This window comes from Streptomyces virginiae, assembly GCF_000720455.1.
GTDB lineage: Bacteria > Actinomycetota > Actinomycetes > Streptomycetales > Streptomycetaceae > Streptomyces > Streptomyces virginiae.
The window spans coordinates 77,039-93,743 of the sequence record NZ_JOAK01000013.1 but is presented as its reverse complement, the minus strand read 5'-3'; the positions used below and the strand labels follow the sequence as shown (position 1 = coordinate 93,743).

16 protein-coding genes are annotated in these 16,705 nt (G+C 71.3%); 1 reads left to right on the top strand and 15 read right to left on the bottom strand.

Going from position 1 to position 16,705, the window contains the following annotated elements:
• Positions 1-51: 51 nt before the first annotated feature.
• On the top strand, positions 52-1,281 hold the full coding sequence (locus IG86_RS0120915; protein WP_030830164.1) for a DUF349 domain-containing protein: 1,230 nt from the start codon (positions 52-54) through the stop codon (positions 1,279-1,281).
• 82 nt (positions 1,282-1,363) lie between these two features.
• On the opposite strand, the gene IG86_RS0120910 is transcribed toward IG86_RS0120915, so the two are convergent.
• From IG86_RS0120910 to pgsA, 15 genes are all read right to left on the bottom strand, one after another.
• A complete protein-coding gene (locus tag IG86_RS0120910) occupies positions 1,364-3,814 on the bottom strand; it encodes a RelA/SpoT family protein (protein ID WP_030656175.1) in 2,451 nt (816 codons plus the stop codon).
• Between the two features lie 192 nt (positions 3,815-4,006).
• Positions 4,007-4,561: an adenine phosphoribosyltransferase gene (locus tag IG86_RS0120905; protein ID WP_030898656.1), complete on the bottom strand. Its 555-nt coding sequence runs from the start codon at positions 4,559-4,561 to the stop codon at positions 4,007-4,009.
• On the bottom strand, positions 4,558-5,619 hold the full coding sequence (gene secF / locus IG86_RS0120900; protein ID WP_030830158.1) for a protein translocase subunit SecF: 1,062 nt from the start codon (positions 5,617-5,619) through the stop codon (positions 4,558-4,560). Before secF ends, IG86_RS0120905 begins: the two co-directional genes overlap by 4 nt.
• A 3-nt stretch (positions 5,620-5,622) precedes the next feature.
• Complete coding sequence (gene secD, locus IG86_RS0120895) at positions 5,623-7,404, bottom strand: protein translocase subunit SecD (protein ID WP_030898654.1); 1,782 nt, start codon at positions 7,402-7,404, stop codon at positions 5,623-5,625.
• A 153-nt stretch (positions 7,405-7,557) separates the two neighbouring features.
• A complete protein-coding gene (gene yajC / locus IG86_RS0120890; protein WP_030830152.1) occupies positions 7,558-8,025 on the bottom strand; it encodes a preprotein translocase subunit YajC in 468 nt (155 codons plus the stop codon).
• 165 nt (positions 8,026-8,190) lie between these two features.
• Positions 8,191-9,252 (bottom strand): Holliday junction branch migration DNA helicase RuvB, encoded by a 1,062-nt coding sequence (gene ruvB / locus IG86_RS0120885; protein WP_030656164.1) that lies wholly within the window; start codon positions 9,250-9,252, stop codon positions 8,191-8,193.
• 88 nt (positions 9,253-9,340) lie between these two features.
• Positions 9,341-9,964: a Holliday junction branch migration protein RuvA gene (ruvA, locus tag IG86_RS0120880; protein ID WP_030898652.1), complete on the bottom strand. Its 624-nt coding sequence runs from the start codon at positions 9,962-9,964 to the stop codon at positions 9,341-9,343.
• Positions 9,961-10,491, bottom strand: a complete 531-nt coding sequence (ruvC, locus tag IG86_RS0120875) for a crossover junction endodeoxyribonuclease RuvC (RefSeq protein ID WP_030830147.1) — start codon at positions 10,489-10,491, stop codon at positions 9,961-9,963. The genes ruvA and ruvC overlap by 4 nt, the downstream gene beginning before the upstream one ends.
• A 204-nt stretch (positions 10,492-10,695) precedes the next feature.
• Positions 10,696-11,448 (bottom strand): YebC/PmpR family DNA-binding transcriptional regulator, encoded by a 753-nt coding sequence (locus tag IG86_RS0120870; RefSeq protein WP_030656159.1) that lies wholly within the window; start codon positions 11,446-11,448, stop codon positions 10,696-10,698.
• A gap of 57 nt (positions 11,449-11,505) precedes the next feature.
• Positions 11,506-12,099 carry a pyridoxal 5'-phosphate synthase glutaminase subunit PdxT gene (pdxT, locus tag IG86_RS0120865; protein ID WP_030656157.1) on the bottom strand — a complete coding sequence of 198 codons (594 nt, stop codon included), beginning with the start codon at positions 12,097-12,099 and terminating at the stop codon, positions 11,506-11,508.
• Positions 12,100-12,106: 7 nt separating this feature from the next.
• Positions 12,107-13,024 carry a pyridoxal 5'-phosphate synthase lyase subunit PdxS gene (gene pdxS / locus IG86_RS0120860; RefSeq protein WP_030656154.1) on the bottom strand — a complete coding sequence of 306 codons (918 nt, stop codon included), beginning with the start codon at positions 13,022-13,024 and terminating at the stop codon, positions 12,107-12,109.
• 186 nt (positions 13,025-13,210) lie between these two features.
• The gene (locus IG86_RS0120855) at positions 13,211-13,753 is read right to left on the bottom strand and encodes a LemA family protein (RefSeq protein ID WP_030034543.1); all 543 of its coding nucleotides are present in this window, start codon (positions 13,751-13,753) and stop codon (positions 13,211-13,213) included.
• 140 nt (positions 13,754-13,893) lie between these two features.
• Entirely contained in the window at positions 13,894-15,066 is a 1,173-nt protein-coding gene (locus IG86_RS0120850; protein WP_030830132.1) for a glycosyltransferase family 4 protein, read from the bottom strand.
• Positions 15,063-15,977, bottom strand: a complete 915-nt coding sequence (locus IG86_RS0120845; protein ID WP_030830128.1) for a phosphatidylinositol mannoside acyltransferase — start codon at positions 15,975-15,977, stop codon at positions 15,063-15,065. Before IG86_RS0120845 ends, IG86_RS0120850 begins: the two co-directional genes overlap by 4 nt.
• The gene (pgsA, locus tag IG86_RS0120840; RefSeq protein WP_030830126.1) at positions 15,977-16,642 is read right to left on the bottom strand and encodes a phosphatidylinositol phosphate synthase; all 666 of its coding nucleotides are present in this window, start codon (positions 16,640-16,642) and stop codon (positions 15,977-15,979) included. The genes IG86_RS0120845 and pgsA overlap by 1 nt, the downstream gene beginning before the upstream one ends.
• Positions 16,643-16,705 lie beyond the last annotated feature (63 nt).

The window sequence follows — 16,705 nt, the reverse complement described above, 5'->3', positions numbered from 1 at the left end:
GACGATGCCCAGGGGGTGAACCCCTCGCAGGCATCAGGTGGAGGAGGCGCTGTGAGCAGCGACCCGTGGGGCCGAGTCGACGAGACGGGCACCGTGTACGTGCGTACTTCCGATGGCGAGCAGGTCGTCGGTTCGTGGCAGGCGGGCACCCCTGAGGAGGCCCTGGCCTACTTCGAGCGCAAGTACGAGGGCCTGGTGGTCGAGATCGGCCTCCTCGAAAAGCGGGTGCGGACCACTGATCTGTCCGCCAAGGACGCCCAGACGGCGATCGACCACCTGCGTACGCAGGTCGACGAGCACCACGCCGTGGGCGACCTGGACGCCCTGCGCGTGCGGCTGGACAAGCTGGTCGAGACCGTGGAGTCCCGGCGCGAGGAGCGCAAGGTCGCCAAGGCCAAGCAGGCGGACGAGGCCCGGGCGGCCAAGGACGCGCTGGTCGCCGAGGCCGAGCAGCTGGCGCAGAGCGACCAGTGGCGCAGCGCCGGCGAGCGCCTGCGCGCCCTGGTGGACATCTGGAAGGGCCTGCCGCGCCTGGACCGCAAGTCGGACGACGAGCTGTGGCACCGGTTCTCGCACGCCCGTTCCGCCTTCTCCAAGCGCCGCAAGGCGCACTTCGCCTCGCTGGACGCGCAGCGCGAGGACGCCCGCAAGGTCAAGGAGAAGCTGGTCTCGGAGGCCGAGTCGCTGTCGAAGTCGACCGACTGGGGTCCGACGGCCGCCCGCTACCGCGAGCTGATGGCGGACTGGAAGGCGGCGGGCCGGGCTCAGCGCGAGGCCGAGGACGACCTGTGGAACCGTTTCCGCGGTGCGCAGGACGTGTTCTTCGCGGCCCGCAGCGAGGTGTTCGCGGAGCGTGACGCCGAGCAGACCGAGAACCTGAAGCTCAAGGAGGAGCTGGCCGACGAGGCCGAGAAGCTCGTTCCGATCACGGACCTGAAGGCGGCCCGTGCCGCGTTCCGCTCCCTCAACGAGCGCTGGGAGGGCATCGGCCACGTGCCGCGCGACGCCCGGCCGAAGGTCGAGGGCCGGATGCACGCGGTGGAGCGCGCCATCCAGGAGGCCGAGGAGGGCGAGTGGCGCCGTACGAACCCGGAGGCGCGGGCCCGTGCGGCCGGTCTGACCGGTCAGCTCCAGGCGGCGGTCGACAAGCTGCGCGAGCAGATCGACGCGGCGCGCGCGGCGGGCAACAACGCGAAGGCCGACAAGCTCTCGCGTGAGCTGGAGGGCCGCCAGGCCCTGCTGGACCAGGCGCTGAAGGGCCTGGAGGAGTTCGGCGGCTGACCCTGCCACTGACGGAGGGCCCCGGTACGCGCCGCGCGTACCGGGGCCCTCCGTCGTGCGGGCCGCGGCCCGGGGGTGTCCCCTACGGCCGGCGGGCCGAGGTCACGCGGTAGACGTCGTAGACGCCCTCCACGCCCCGGACGGCCTTCAGGACGTGCCCCAGGTGCTTGGGGTCGCCCATCTCGAAGGTGAACCGCGAGGTGGCCACCCGGTCGCGGGAGGTCTGCACGGCCGCCGACAGGATGTTGACGTGCTGGTCGGACAGGACCCGGGTGACGTCCGACAGCAGCCGGGACCGGTCCAGCGCCTCGACCTGGATGGCGACCAGGAAGACCGAGGACTGGGTGGGCGCCCACTCGACCTCCAGCATCCTTTCGGGCTGCTGGGAGAGGGAGTCGACGTTGACGCAGTCCGCTCGGTGAACCGATACGCCACTGCCGCGCGTGACGAACCCGATGATCGGGTCGCCCGGCACCGGGGTGCAGCAGCGGGCCAGCTTGACCCACACGTCGTCGACGCCCTTGACGACGACGCCCGGGTCGGCGTTGCTGCGCCGCTTGCCGCGGGCCCGCGCCGGCGGGATCGATTCCTCGATGTCCTCGTTGGCGGCCTCCTCGCCGCCGAGGGCCGCCACCAGCTTCTGCACGACGCCCTGCGCGGCCACGTGGCCCTCGCCGATCGCCGCGTACAGGGAGGAGATGTCCGGGTAGCGCATCTCGTGCGCGAGGGTCACGAGCGAGTCGCCGGTCAGGATCCGCTGGATCGGCAGGTTCTGCTTGCGCATGGCCCGCGCGATGGCGTCCTTGCCGTGCTCGATGGCCTCGTCGCGGCGCTCCTTGGAGAACCAGGCGCGGATCTTGTTCCGGGCCCGCGGGGACTTGACGAAGCCCAGCCAGTCGCGGGACGGTCCGGCTCCCTCGGCCTTCGAGGTGAAGACCTCGACCAGGTCGCCGTTGTCGAGCGTCGACTCCAGCGGGACCAGGCGGCCGTTGACGCGGGCCCCTATCGTCCGGTGGCCGACCTCGGTGTGGACGGCGTACGCGAAGTCCACCGGGGTGGCGCCGGCGGGCAGCGCGATGACGTCGCCCTTGGGGGTGAAGACGAAGACCTCGTTGCGCGAGAGGTCGAAGCGCAGCGAGTCGAGGAACTCGCCCGGGTCCTCGGTCTCCTTCTGCCAGTCCAGCAGCTGGCGCAGCCACGCCATGTCGTTGACGGTGTCCTGGCCGGCGCTGCCCTTGGCGGCCTGCGGGACGTCGGTGCGGACCTTGGAGGTGCCCGCGACGGTCTGCTGCTTGTACTTCCAGTGCGCGGCGATGCCGTACTCGGCGCGGCGGTGCATGTCGAAGGTGCGGATCTGCAGTTCGACGGGCTTGCCGCTGGGCCCGATGACCGTCGTGTGGAGCGACTGGTACATGTTGAACTTGGGCATCGCGATGTAGTCCTTGAACCGGCCCGGGACCGGGTTCCACCGCGCGTGCACCGTGCCGAGGGCCGCGTAGCAGTCGCGGACGGTGTCGACGAGGACGCGGATGCCCACCAGGTCGTAGATCTCCGCGAAGTCACGGCCGCGGACGATCATCTTCTGGTAGACGCTGTAGTAGTGCTTGGGGCGGCCCGTCACGGTGGCCTTGATCCGGGCGGCTCTGAGGTCCACCTGGACCTCGTCCGTGACGACGGCGAGGTACTCGTCGCGCTTGGGCGCGCGCTCGGCGACCAGGCGCACGATCTCGTCGTACATCTTGGGGTAGAGGATCGCGAAGGAGAGGTCCTCCAGCTCCCACTTGATCGTGTTCATGCCCAGCCGGTGCGCCAGCGGGGCGTAGATCTCGAGGGTCTCGCGGGCCTTCTTCTCCTGCTTCTCCCGCTTGAGGTAGCGCATCGTGCGCATGTTGTGCAGCCGGTCGGCGAGCTTGATCACCAGGACGCGCGGGTCCTTGGCCATGGCCACGACCATCTTGCGGACGGTCTCCGCCTGGGCCGCCTCGCCGAACTTCACCCGGTCGAGCTTGGTGACGCCGTCGACGAGCAGGGCCACGGCGTCGCCGAAGTCGCGGCGCAGGTCCTCCAGGCCGTACTCGGTGTCCTCGACGGTGTCGTGCAGCAGGCCGGCCATGAGGGTGGCCGGGTCCATGCCGAGCTCGGCGAGGATGGTGGTGACGGCGAGCGGGTGGGTGATGTACGGGTCGCCGCTCTTGCGCTTCTGGCCGCGGTGCCAGCGCTCGGCCACCTGGTAGGCCTGTTCCAGCTGGCGCAGCGTCGACGTCTCGATCTTCGGGTCGTTGCTGCGGACTATGCGGAGCAGGGGCTCCAGTACCGGGTTGTACGGGTTCGAGCGCTGCACGCCGAGGCGGGCCAGGCGGGCGCGCACCCGGTTGGAGGACGCGGCCGACTTCGCGGGCGCGGGCTTGACCGGCGCCGGCTTGGGGGCGGGCTTGACCGGCGGGGCCGGCGGGGGCGTGGCGGCGGCCGCCGTGGCCTGCTCGGCCTGCGGGTCGGGCTGCGCGGCGGAGATTGGCTGGACCTCGTCTGGCAAGAGCGCTCCTCACGGGGGTCCCCCCGGGCTTCGTCCGGGGGTGGATCCGGTGCCCGAGTCCGGTCCGGATAACCCATCGTAGCGAGGGTTGGCTCACCCCGTTCGCCGAGCCTGCCGCAACGGCCCGCGCACGCGAACGGCGGGCACCCGGGAGGTCCCGGATGCCCGCCGTGCCGCACGGGGTGGTCGCGGTCAGACCACGATCAGCGCGTCCAGCGGGGCCCCTGCCAGGGCCCCGGCCAGCTTGGCCCGGCCCGGCAGGAACGACAGCTCCATCAGGACCGCCACGCCGGCGACCTCGGCCCCGGCCCGCCGGATCAGCGAGAGGGAGGCCTCCGCCGTGCCGCCGGTGGCCAGCACGTCGTCGATGACCATGACCCGGTCACCGGTCGTCAGGTCCTCGGCGTGGACCTCGATCTCCGCCGTGCCGTACTCCAGCTCGTACGACTGCGCGAGCGTCGCGCCCGGCAGCTTGCCGGCCTTGCGGACCGGCACGAAGCCGATCCCGGCCTGCACCGCCACCGGGGCCGCGAGGATGAACCCGCGCGCCTCCAGCCCGACGATCTTCGTCGCGCCGTACCGCCCGGCCAGCTCCACCAGCGCGCCGGTCAGGGCGCCGAACGCCTCGGGGTCCGCCAGCAGCGGGGTGATGTCCTTGAACATCACGCCCGGCTTCGGGTAGTCCGCCACGTCCTTGATGCGGCTGAGCAGGAGGGTCCGTACGTCGTCGGACAGCGCAGCGGTCAACGTCGCCGCCCCGGCTGCTGCCGACCCTGCGAGACGACCTGCGGCTCGTCGCCCGAGCCGATGGCGTCGTCCGCGGACTCGCCCTTGGCCGCGGCGGACGCGCGCTTGGCGAGCACCCGCTTCTTCAGCGCCTTCATGGCCGGCTCGCGCTCCTTGAGGTCCACGACCAGCGGGGTCGCGATGAAGATCGAGGAGTACGCACCGGCGGCGAGGCCGACGAACAGCGACAGCGAGATGTCGTTCAGCATGCCGGCGCCCAGGAAGCCGCCGCCGATGAACAGCAGGGCCGCGACCGGGAGCAGCGCCACGACCGTGGTGTTGATCGAACGGACCAGGGTGCCGTTGATGCTGCGGTTGGCGATCTCGCTGAAGGTGTAGCGGGTCTGCTTGGTGATGTCCTTCGAGCCCTCCTTCAGTCCGTCGAAGACGACGACGGTGTCGTAGAGGGAGTAACCGAGGATGGTCAGCAGACCGATGACGGTGCCCGGGGTGACCTCGAAGCCGACGAGCGCGTACACGCCGACGGTGATGGTGAGGTCGTGGATCAGGGCGATCAGCGCGGCGACGGCCATGCGCCACTCGAAGGCGATGGCGAGGTAGATCACCACGAGGACCATGAAGACGCCGAGGCCGGTCCAGGCCTTGTTCGCGATCTGCTCGCCCCAGCTGGGGCCGACCAGGTCGGCGTTGATGTCGGCCTCGGTGACCTTGAGGTCGGTGGCCAGTTCCTTCTTCACGTCGGCCGCGGCGTCGGTGTCCAGACCGGAGATCTGGATGCGCATGCCGCCGGTGCCGAGCTCCTGGACGATCGCGTCGTGGCCGGAGGCCTTCTCCGCGTCCTCCGTGACCTTGGCGACCGAGGAGGTCGTCTTCGGGGTGGTGAAGACGGCTCCGCCCTTGAACTCGATGCCCATGTTGAGGCCCTGAACGGCCAGGGCCACGATCGCCGTGATGGTGATCAGGATGGAAACGCCGTACCAGAGAAAGCGCTTGCCGACGAAGTCGTAGCCGACCTCACCGCGGTACAGCTTGGCGCCGAGATCTCCCAGCTTCGACATCTCTCACGCCTCCTTTGCTTCGACGGGGGCGGGGGCGCCGGCGGTACGGCGGGAGCTGCGCAGCGGGGGCTTGGCGCCCAGCCGCTTCGGGTCCAGCCCGGACCACGGGTGACCGCTGGAGAAGAACTTCGTACGCGCCAGCAGCGTCATCACGGGCTTGGTGAAGAGGAACACCACGACCACGTCGAGCAGGGTGGTCAGACCCAGGGTGAAGGCGAAGCCCTGCACCTTGCCGACGGTGACGATGAACAGCACCGCGGCGGCGAGGAACGACACGAAGTCGGAGACCAGGATCGTGCGGCGGGCGCGCGGCCAGGCGCGCTCGACGGCCGGACGCAGGGTGCGGCCCTCGCGGATCTCGTCGCGGATGCGTTCGAAGTACACGATGAACGAGTCCGCGGTGATACCGATGGCGACGATCGCACCGCAGACGGCCGGCAGGTTCAGCGCGAAGCCGATGCCCTTCCCGAGCAGCGCCATGATCGTGTAGGTCAGGATCGCGGAGACCAGGAGGCTGACGATCGCGATGAAGGCCAGGCCGCGGTAGTAGACCAGCAGGTAGACGACCACGAGGAGGAGGCCGATCGCACCGGCGATCAGGCCGGCCCGCAGCTGCTCGCCGCCGAGCGCGGCGGTGACGGTGGTGACGCTGTCCTCCTGGAAGGACAGCGGCAGGGCGCCGTACGAGAGCATGTTGCCCAGGTCCTGCGCGGACTGCTGGTTGAAGCCGCCGGAGATCTGCGCGTTGCCGCCGGTGATCGCCGTGCTGACGGACGGGTCGGAGATGACGTCGCCGTCGAGGACGATCGCGAACTGGTTCTGCGGCATCTGCTTGGCCGCCAGCTCGCCGGTGACCTTGGCGAAGGCGTCCGCGCCGTGGTCGTTGAAGTTCATCGTGACGATCCACTGACCCGACTGCGGGTCGATCTCGCCCTTGGCGCTCTTCACGTCCTTGCCCTCGACCGCGGCGGGTCCGAGGAGCCACTTGCCCCACTGCTCACCGCGCTGGCCGCAGGCGAGCGTCGGGTCGGTGGGCTTGACGCCCTTGCCCACGTTCGCGCGCTGCGCCTCGTTGGTGCAGTCGAGCGCGGCGAACTTGGCCTGCAGGTCCGCGGCGGCCGGGTCGGGCGCGGGGGCGCTCGCGGACGGCGACGGGGCCGCCTTGTCGTCTGCCTTCTTCGACTCGCTCGCCGACGGCGTGGGAGTGGGCGCGTTCGGGGCCTTGAGGCCCTCGCTGAGCGCGCGGCCCTGGGAAGTGGCGCTGGACGACGGGGTGGCGGACGGGCTGGTCTTGTTCCCGTCCTGGGCCTTGGGAGCGCCGGAGCCGCTCGCGGTGGGGCTCGGGCTCTGGGCGCCCTCGGGAGCGGCGGGGGCGCCGTCCGCGAACGCGATGACCGGGCGGAAGTAGAGCTGGGCGGTGGTGCCGACCTGCTCGCGCGCCTGCTTCTCGTTCATCCCCTTGGGGATGTTGACGATGATGTGGTCGCGTCCCTGCGTCTGGACCTCGGCCTCGGAGACGCCGAGTCCGTTGACGCGGCGCTCGATGATGCCGACCGCCGTGTTCATGTTGGTCTCGTTGACGGCGTTCTCTTTGCCGGGCTCGCTCTTGGCCTTGAGCGTGATGCTCGTGCCGCCGGCGAGGTCGATGCCCAGCCGGGGAGTCGTCTGCTTGGAGATGAACATCCCCACGGTGAGCGCCACCATCGCGATCAGGATGATCGCCAGGGCACGCCCCGGCCTCCCCTGAGCCCCCGTGGGCCGCCGGCCCTTCTTCGGTGCTGCCACCTTGTCGTTTCTCCCTGTCCAACCGCCCCGCGCCGGGTCAGCGCGCGGACGGCCACGAAATGTGTGGTGGGGACCCCTGCCCCCCGCAGAAGTGTCACTGACGGGGACCGCGCCGACCGCCGGTCAGGCGCCCGCACGGTCCCCGGCCGCGCGCTACTTCGCGCCGGCCTCGCCGTCGTTCTTGCCGTCCTTGGGCTCGTCGTCGCCGGTGGGCCCGTCCTTCTTGCCCAGGTCCAGCTTCGGCGCCTCGTCCTCGCCCTTGCCGAGGTCCGTCTTCGGGGCCTCGGTGAGGGAGGACGCGTCGTCCGGGACGGCCGGCGTGTCGGTCGTCACGTCGTCGATGCCGTGGACGATGCGGTTGTACTCCGCGTCCTCCAGGACGGCGCCGATGGCGTTCTTCGCGTAGATCGCGTGGACGCCGGGAGCCACCTCGAGGGTGACCGTGTCGTCGCCGATCTCCTTCACCGTGGCGTACATGCCGCCGATGGTGCGGACGCCCGTGCCGGGCGTCATCTGGTCGCGCATCTGCGCGGCCTGCTGCTGCTTCTTCTTCGCGGAGCGGGTCATCAGGAACATCGCCGCGATGATCGCGATGAACGGGAGGAGTGTCACGAGATTCACGGGACGGAAATCCTTCGCACGACCGCACGCGGACGGCGGCCTTTTCTACGGGGGTGGGCACGCCGACCCGAAGGGTCGGCATCGGCGGAGTCTAGGCGAGTCCGCACCGATGGAACAACGCCCAGCATGGCACCGCAGTTCCTGAGGGGGCGAACCTCCGCGCCGTCAGGCCCCGAACAAGCCCTGTTGCCCCGTTGATCCACTTCCGCCGTGCTGCGGCGCGACAAGCCCCAGGTGAGCCCATGCGGCGGGGGTCGCGACCCGCCCCCTGGGGGTACGGGCGAGCAGGCCTTCGCGGACCAGGAAGGGTTCCGCGACCTCCTCGACGGTCTCCCGTTCCTCCCCCACCGCCACGGCGAGCGTGGAGAGCCCGACGGGGCCGCCGCCGAACAGCTTGAGGAGGGCCTCCAGAACGGCGCGATCCAGTCGGTCGAGCCCTCGGGCGTCCACCTCGTACACCTGGAGGGCGGTGGCGGCCACCTCGCGGTTGATCACGCCGTCGGCCCGCACCTGTGCGTAGTCGCGCACGCGGCGCAGCAGCCGGTTGGCGATGCGCGGGGTGCCGCGGGAGCGCCCGGCGATCTCGGCGGCGCCGTCGGTGTCGATCTCCACGTCGAGGAGGCGGGCGGAGCGGTGGACGACGCGCTCCAGCTCCTCGGGCGCGTAGAACTCCATGTGGCCGGTGAAGCCGAAGCGGTCCCGCAGCGGCGGGGGCAGCAGTCCGGCCCGGGTGGTGGCGCCGACCAGGGTGAAGGGCGGCAGCTCCAGCGGGATCGCGGTGGCCCCGGGCCCCTTGCCGACGATCACGTCGACGCGGAAGTCCTCCATGGCCATGTAGAGCATCTCCTCGGCGGGCCGGGACATGCGGTGGATCTCGTCGAGGAAGAGGACCTCGCCCTCCTGGAGGGAGGAGAGGATGGCCGCGAGGTCGCCGGCGTGCTGGATGGCGGGGCCGGAGGTGATCCGGATGGGCGCCCCCATCTCGGCCGCGATGATCATGGAGAGGGTGGTCTTGCCGAGTCCGGGCGCGCCGGACAGCAGGACGTGGTCCGCGGTGGCCCCGCGCTGCCTGGCCGCCTTCAGGACCAGGTCGAGCTGCTGGCGGACCTTCTCCTGGCCGACGAACTCCCCGAGGTCCTTGGGGCGCAGGGCCGCCTCGACGGCGGTGTCCTCCCCGTCGGCGGCGGCCGCCACGATCCGGTCGTCGCTCTCGTCGTCCCAGTTCACGGTGTTCAGTCTGCCTTCTACGTCGTTGCGGTGGTCGATCCGGGCCCCGCCGCGGCCATACCGGTCCCGCGCCGCGGCGTCGGCGGCGTCAGCGGGCCCGGTTCAGGGACTGCAGGGCCGCCCGCAGCAGCTGCGGGACGGGGGCCGAGCCGCCGGCGGCGATGGCCGCCTCCGCCTGCGGGGTCACCGCCTCGACCGCCTCGTCCGCCTCCCGCGACGCGTAGCCGAGGCCGATCAGGGCGGCCGAGAGCTGCTCGGTCCAGGGTGCGGGCCCCGACGCGACCGCGCGCTGTGCGCCCACCACCGGGGCGGGGGCGCCCAGCTTGCCCTTGAGCTCCAGCAGCAGCTTCTGCGCGCCCTTCGGCCCGATGCCCGGCACCGCGGTCAGCGCCTTGGCGTCCCCGGCGGCGAAGGCCGTGCGCAGGGCGTCCGGGCTGTGCACTCCGAGCATCGCCTGCGCCACGCGCGGTCCGACGCCGCTCGCGGTCTGGAGGAGCTCGAAGACCTGGCGCTCGTCGTCGTCGGCGAAGCCGTACAGGGTCAGCGAGTCCTCCCGGACGACCAGGGAGGTGGCCAGCCGGGCCTGCTCGCCCGTCCGCAGGCCGGCGATGGTGTTCGGCGTGCAGTGCACGGCCATGCCCACTCCCCCGACCTCGATCACGGCGAGGGTGGGGGTGAGCGCGGCGACCGCGCCGCTGACGAAGGCGATCATCGGGTACGGCCTTTCGAGGCGTGCTGGGCGACCGCCTGCTGGAGGCGGTTCTGGGCGGGGGCCCGCCAGATGTGGCAGATGGCGAGGGCGAGGGCGTCGGCGGCGTCGGCGGGCTTGGGCGGTTCGGCCAGCCGCAGCAGGCGGGTGACCATCGCGCCGACCTGGGCCTTGTCGGCGCGGCCGCTGCCGGTGACGGCGGCCTTGACCTCGCTGGGGGTGTGCAGGGCGACCGGTATACCGCGGCGGGCGGCGCACAGCATGGCGACGGCGCTCGCCTGGGCGGTGCCCATCACCGTGCTGACGTTGTGCTGGCTGAAGACCCGCTCCACGGCGACGATCTCCGGCCGGTGCGTGTCGAGCCATTCCTCGATGCCCCGCTCGACGGCGACGAGCCGGTCTCCCAGCTCCGCGTCCGCGGGCGTCCGTACGACCCCCACCCCGAGCATGGTGAGGGGACGGCCGGCCACGCCCTCGACGACGCCGACACCGCACCGTGTCAGCCCCGGGTCCACGCCCAGTACCCGCACCGCGCCCCCTTCTGCGGCTGGACCGCCGCCGCTCCCGCGGCGGTGGCCGAGCACCGTCGTGGCTGCTCGATTGATGGTTGTGGTCCGAAGACGGGCGCACACCCGGTTGACGCCGTCAGGCTATCCGCCCGCACTGACAATGCGACGGCGGGCCGACAGGGTGTGTCCTGTCGGCCCGCCGGTTGCGCTCAGTGCGCGGCAGCGTTACGCGTCGACCTTCTCCATGACCTCGTCCGAGACGTCGAAGTTGGCGAAGACGTTCTGGACGTCGTCGCTGTCCTCCAGCGCGTCGATCAGCTTGAAGATCTTGCGGGCGCCCTCTTCGTCGAGTTCGACCTGCATGGTCGGGACGAAGCTGGAGTCCGCCGAGTCGTAGTCGATGCCGGCTTCCTGGAGCGCGGTGCGGACCGCGACCAGGTCGGTGGCCTCGCTGATGATCTCGAAGGTGTCGCCGTTGTCGTTGACCTCTTCGGCACCGGCCTCCAGGACCGCGCCGAGGACGTCGTCCTCGCTCAGCTCGGCCTTGGGCAGGATGATGACGCCCTTGCGGTTGAACAGGTACGAGACCGAGCCCGGGTCGGCCATCGAGCCGCCGTTGCGGGTCATGGCGACGCGGACGTCGGAGGCGGCGCGGTTGCGGTTGTCGGTGAGGCACTCGATGAGCACCGCGACACCGTTGGGACCGTAGCCCTCGTACATGATCGTCTCGTAGTCGGCGCCGCCGGCCTCGAGGCCGCCGCCGCGCTTGACCGCGGAGTCGATGTTCTTGTTCGGAACCGACTGCTTCTTGGCCTTCTGGACCGCGTCGAAGAGCGTCGGGTTGCCGTCGATGTCGGCACCGCCCATACGCGCCGCGACCTCGATGTTCTTGATCAGCTTCGCGAAGAGCTTGCCGCGCTTGGCATCGATCACGGCCTTCTTGTGCTTCGTCGTAGCCCATTTAGAGTGGCCGGACATCCGCCTGTCTCCTTCGCGTAACCAACAGTGTTCGTCCCCGATCCTACCGGGAGCTCGTCACAGCCCGGCGCGCACCATGTCGACGAAGTACGCGTGGACGCGGTCGTCGCCGGTCAGTTCGGGGTGGAACGAGGTCGCCAGCACGTTGCCCTGGCGCACGGCGACCGTGTGGCCGTCATAGGTGGCGAGCACCTCGGCGGCGCCGCCGACGGACTCGACCCACGGGGCGCGGATGAAGACGCCCTCGACCGGGCCGCCCTCGATGCCCGTGAAGTCGATCTTCGCCTCGAAGGACTCGTTCTGACGGCCGAAGGCGTTGCGGCGCACGATCATGTCGATGCCGCCCAGGGTCTCCTGGTCCTCACGGCCGTCGAGGAGCTTGTCCGCCAGCATGATCATGCCGGCGCACGTGCCGTACACGGGCATGCCCGCCGCCACGCGCTCGCGCAGCGGCTCCAGCATGCCGAAGAGCACGGCGAGCTTCGACATCGTCGTGGACTCGCCGCCGGGGATCACCAGGGCGTCGACCTCGGCCAGCTCCTCGGGGCGCCGGACCGGCCTGGCCACGGCGTCCGCCGCGGCCAGGGCGATCAGGTGCTCCCGTACGTCGCCCTGGAGGGCCAGGACACCGATCACGGGGGTGTTCGTCATGTCGGGACTACCAGCCGCGGTTGGCGTAGCGCTCGGCCTCGGGGAGGGTGTCGCAGTTGATGCCGACCATGGCCTCGCCCAGGTTGCGGGAGGCGTCCGCGATGATCTTCGGGTCGTCGAAGAAGGTGGTGGCCTTCACGATGGCGGCGGCGCGCTTGGCCGGGTCGCCCGACTTGAAGATGCCGGAGCCGACGAAGACACCCTCGGCACCGAGCTGGCGCATCAGGGCGGCGTCGGCCGGGGTGGCGACGCCACCGGCGGAGAACAGCACCACGGGGAGCTTGCCCAGCTCGGCGACCTCCTTGACGAGCTCGTACGGGGCGCGCAGCTCCTTGGCGGCGGCGTACAGCTCGTTGTTGTCGAAGCCGCGCAGCTTGGCGATCTCGTTCTTGATCTGGCGCAGGTGGCGGACGGCCTCGACGACGTTGCCGGTGCCGGCCTCGCCCTTCGAGCGGATCATGGCCGCGCCCTCGGCGATGCGGCGCAGGGCCTCGCCCAGGTTGGTGGCGCCACAGACGAAGGGGGTGGTGAACGCCCACTTGTCGGAGTGGTTGACCTCGTCGGCCGGGGTCAGGACCTCGGACTCGTCGATGTAGTCGACGCCGAGGGACTGCAGGACCTGGGCCTCGACGAAGTGACCGATGCGGGACTTGGCCATCACGGGGATGGACACGGCCTCGATGATCTCTTCGATCATGTTCGGGTCGGACATGCGCGCGACGCCGCCGTCCTTGCGGATGTCGGCCGGAACCCGCTCCAGGGCCATGACGGCCACCGCGCCGGCGTCCTCGGCGATCTTCGCCTGCTCGGCGTTGACCACGTCCATGATCACGCCGCCCTTGAGCTGCTCGGCCATGCCGCGCTTGACGCGCGAGGTGCCGATCGCCGACTCGGCGGACTGGGGGGAGGTGGGAAGCGTGCTCACGGATTGACCTCACTCGAAAGGAAGACGGGTACTACTCCCGCAGAGGAAACCCCAAAGGATCAGTCCACTACAAGGGCCAATATGGAGCCAGTGGCTCTTTCATTTGTCCCTCGTGGCCCTGGTGGGGGTCGACCGGCACCCAGACCGTGCCTTTCGGTCAGGCCGGGCTGATCGACAAGACACGACCTACGTGGGCCGGTCCGCGAGGTCCGCCGGGGGCTCGTCGTCCATTTCGAAGGCCAGCGGGAACGGTGCGTGTCCGGCCAGTCTGAACCAGCGGACCTTGCGGTGGCGGCGCAGCGCGCGGGCGGCCCGTACGGCGTCGTTGTGGAAGCGCCGGGCCATCGGGACCCGGCGCACGGCCGCCGCCAGCTCCTCGGTGGCCTGCGCCCCGCCGGGAGCGGCCTTCAGCACCTCGACCTGGTCCGCGTCGGCGAAGACGGCCCGCAGGGCCTGGCTCAGCTCGCTCTCGGCGACCTCGCGGTGGTCCTCCTCGGCCTGCCGGGCCGCGTGCGCGGCCTCGTACAGCACGAGCGAGGAGGCGGGGTCGAGCGCCCCGGAGGTGGCCACCTCCAGCGCCACCGAGGCCCGCCGGACGAGCTGTGCGTCGAGCGCGGCCCGCGCGGCGTCCATCCGCGAGTGCAGCCGGTCCAGCCTGCCGGCGGTCCAGCTGAGGTAGACGCCGATGACAGCCAGGGCCAGGGCGATCCAGACAAGGGTTTCGATCACGCTGCGCGACCCTACCGCTCCAGGCCTCCCCGCCTGCCATCGGCCCTCGCCGCGGATGTGGCGCCACCGGCGTCACGGGCCGCACCGGGAGAACCGGACCGCCCCGCCGGGGCGGGGCGGGGCGGTGGGGCCGGGGCCGGTCAGGAGGCCGTGGTGTCCTTCGAGAAGCCCAGGCGGGTGCGGAGCGGGACGCGTTCGTCGGCGCCGACCGCCGCCGCGCCGTCCGTGACCGTCTCGTAGACCGCCAGGATGTCCGCCCCGACCGTCGACCAGTCGAAGCGGCGCACGTGCGCCGAGCCGCTGGCGCTGAGCCGCGCCCGGCGCTCCGGGTCCCGCAGCAGGGCGATCGCCCCGGCCGCCAGGGAGTCCGGGTTCTCGTTGGCGAAGAGGTCGCCGGCCCCGCCCTGGTCCAGGACCTGCGCGAAGGCGTCCAGGTCGGAGGCCAGCACCGCCGCGCCCGCCGACAGGGCCTCGACCAGGATGATGCCGAAGCTCTCGCCGCCCGTGTTCGGGGCCACGTACACGTCGACGCTGCGCAGCAGCCTCGCCTTGTCCTCGTCGGAGACCATGCCGAGGAACTCGACGCGCTCCCGCAGCTCCGCGGGGAGGGAGGCCACCGCCTCCTCCTCGTCGCCGCGGCCCGCGACCAGCAGCCGTACGTCCGGGCAGGCCTCCACGATCTTGGGGAAGGCGGCCATCAGCACGGGCAGGCCCTTGCGCGGCTCGTCGATGCGGCCGATGAAGCCCAGGGTCTGCCCGCTCCAGTCGGGGTTCGTTTCGGCCTTCGCGAAGAAGTCCACGTCCACGCCGTTCGGGATCACGACCGCGTCCCCGCCCAGGTGCTCCACCAGCGTGCGCCGCGCGTACTCGCTCACCGCGATCCGCGCGCTGATCTTCTCCAGCGCGGGCTGCAGGATCGGGTACGCGGCGATCATGGCCCGGGAACGCGGGTTCGAGGTGTGGAAGGTGGCCACGATCGGCCCCTGCGCCGCCCAGCAGGACAGCAGTCCCAGCGAGGGCGAGGCCGGCTCGTGGATGTGGATCACGTCGAAGGTGCCGTCGTGCAGCCAGCGCCGGACCCGGGCGGCTGACAGGAATCCGAAGTTCAGCCGGGCCACGGACCCGTTGTACGGGACGGGCACGGCCCGCCCGGCGGAGACCACGTACGGCGGCAGCGGGGTCTCGTCGTCGGCCGGGGCCAGCACGGACACCTCGTGGCCGAGGCCGATCAGGTGCTCGGCGAGGTCCCGGATGTGGAACTGGACGCCGCCCGGCACGTCCCACGAGTACGGGCACACGATGCCGATCTTCACTGCGCGCGCTCCCCCTGGTCTTCCAGGTCTTCCAGCCAGAGCCGCTGCAGCATGTGCCAGTCCTCCGGGTGCTCGGCGATGCCCCACGCGAAGGCGTCCGCCACCGCCTGGGTCATGACGGTGGTCTTCTCGGTCCGGGTCCCGGTCCTGGGGACCTCGACCTCGGGGTGGATCCGGCCGTACATCTTCGGCGTGTCGCCGTAGTGCAGGGTCGCGGGGAGCAGCACCGCGCCGGTCTGCTGGGCCAGCAGCGCCGGCCCGGCGGGCATGCGCGCCTTCGCGCCGAAGAAGTCCACCTCGACCCCGGAGGCCGACAGGTCCCGGTCCGCCACCAGGCAGACCAGGCCGCCGGAGCGCAGCCGCCGGGCGAGGGTGCCGAAGGCGGCGCCGCCGCTGTGCGGCAGGACCTCCATGCCCAGGCTCTCCCGGTAGGCCACGAAGCGGTCGTAGAGGGTCTCGGGCTTGAGCCGCTCGGCGACCGTGGTGAACGGCACCCCGATGTGGCCGATGGCCCAGGCCCCGGCGAGGTCCCAGTTGGCGAGGTGCGGCAGGGCGACGACGACCCCGCGCCCCGAGGCGAGGGCCTCGCGCAGGAGGTGCTCGTCCTGGAACTCGACGTCCGTGCCGAACCGCTTCGGGTCCATGGTCGGCAGCCGGAAGGACTCCATCCAGTACCGCATGTACGAGCGCATGCCGGCCTTGGACAGCTCGCGCAGCCGCTCCGGACCTGCGTCGGGCACCACCCGGGCCAGGTTCGACTCCAGCCGCAGCACGCTCTTTCCGCGGCGCTTCCACGCGAAGTCCGCGATCCGGCGGCCCAGGGCCACCGCGGCGGGCTCGGGCAGCTTCTTGACCCCGGCCCAGCCGAGCCCGTACAGCCCGTCGACCAGCTTGTCCTGTGCGGTACCCATCAGGCGGCGCCGCCCTCGGCGGCCGCGGCCGCGGCGTCGGCCTCGGCGGACTCGCGCCGTACGGTGACCACGCGCTGGATCAGCGTGACGAGCGAACCGGCGGCGACCACCCACAGGGCGATCGGCAGGAGGACGCCGATCCAGGACGGCACCCCGAAGGTCTGCAGTCCGGACAGGCCGGCCGCGACCAGCGAGATCACCAGGCGCTCGGCGCGTTCGATGAGCCCGTTGACGGCCACCGGCAGCCCGATCGACTCGCCGCGCGCCTTGGTGTACGACACCACCTGGCCGCTGGCCAGGCAGAAGATCGCGACCGCGCACAGCGCGTTGTCGTTGCCGGAGCCCGCGTACCAGAGGGCGAGGCCGCCGAAGATCGCCGCGTCGGCCACCCGGTCGAGGGTGGAGTCGAGGAAGGCGCCCCACCGGCTGGAGATCCCGGCCTGGCGGGCCATGTTCCCGTCGACGAGGTCGGAGAAGACGAAGAGGGTGATGGTGATGGTGCCCCAGAAGAACTCCCCGCGGGGGAAGAAGACCAGCGCGCCCGCCACCACTCCGGCCGTGCCGATCAGGGTGACCGCGTCCGGGCTCACCCCCCGCCGGAGCAGAAATGCGGCGAATGGCGTGAGAACACGCGTGAAGAATGCACGCGCGTACTTGTTCAGCATGGCCTTCCCGGAGGGTCGCTGGGCCGCACGGCCACCACGGCCACCGGCTGGCCCATCGTAGCC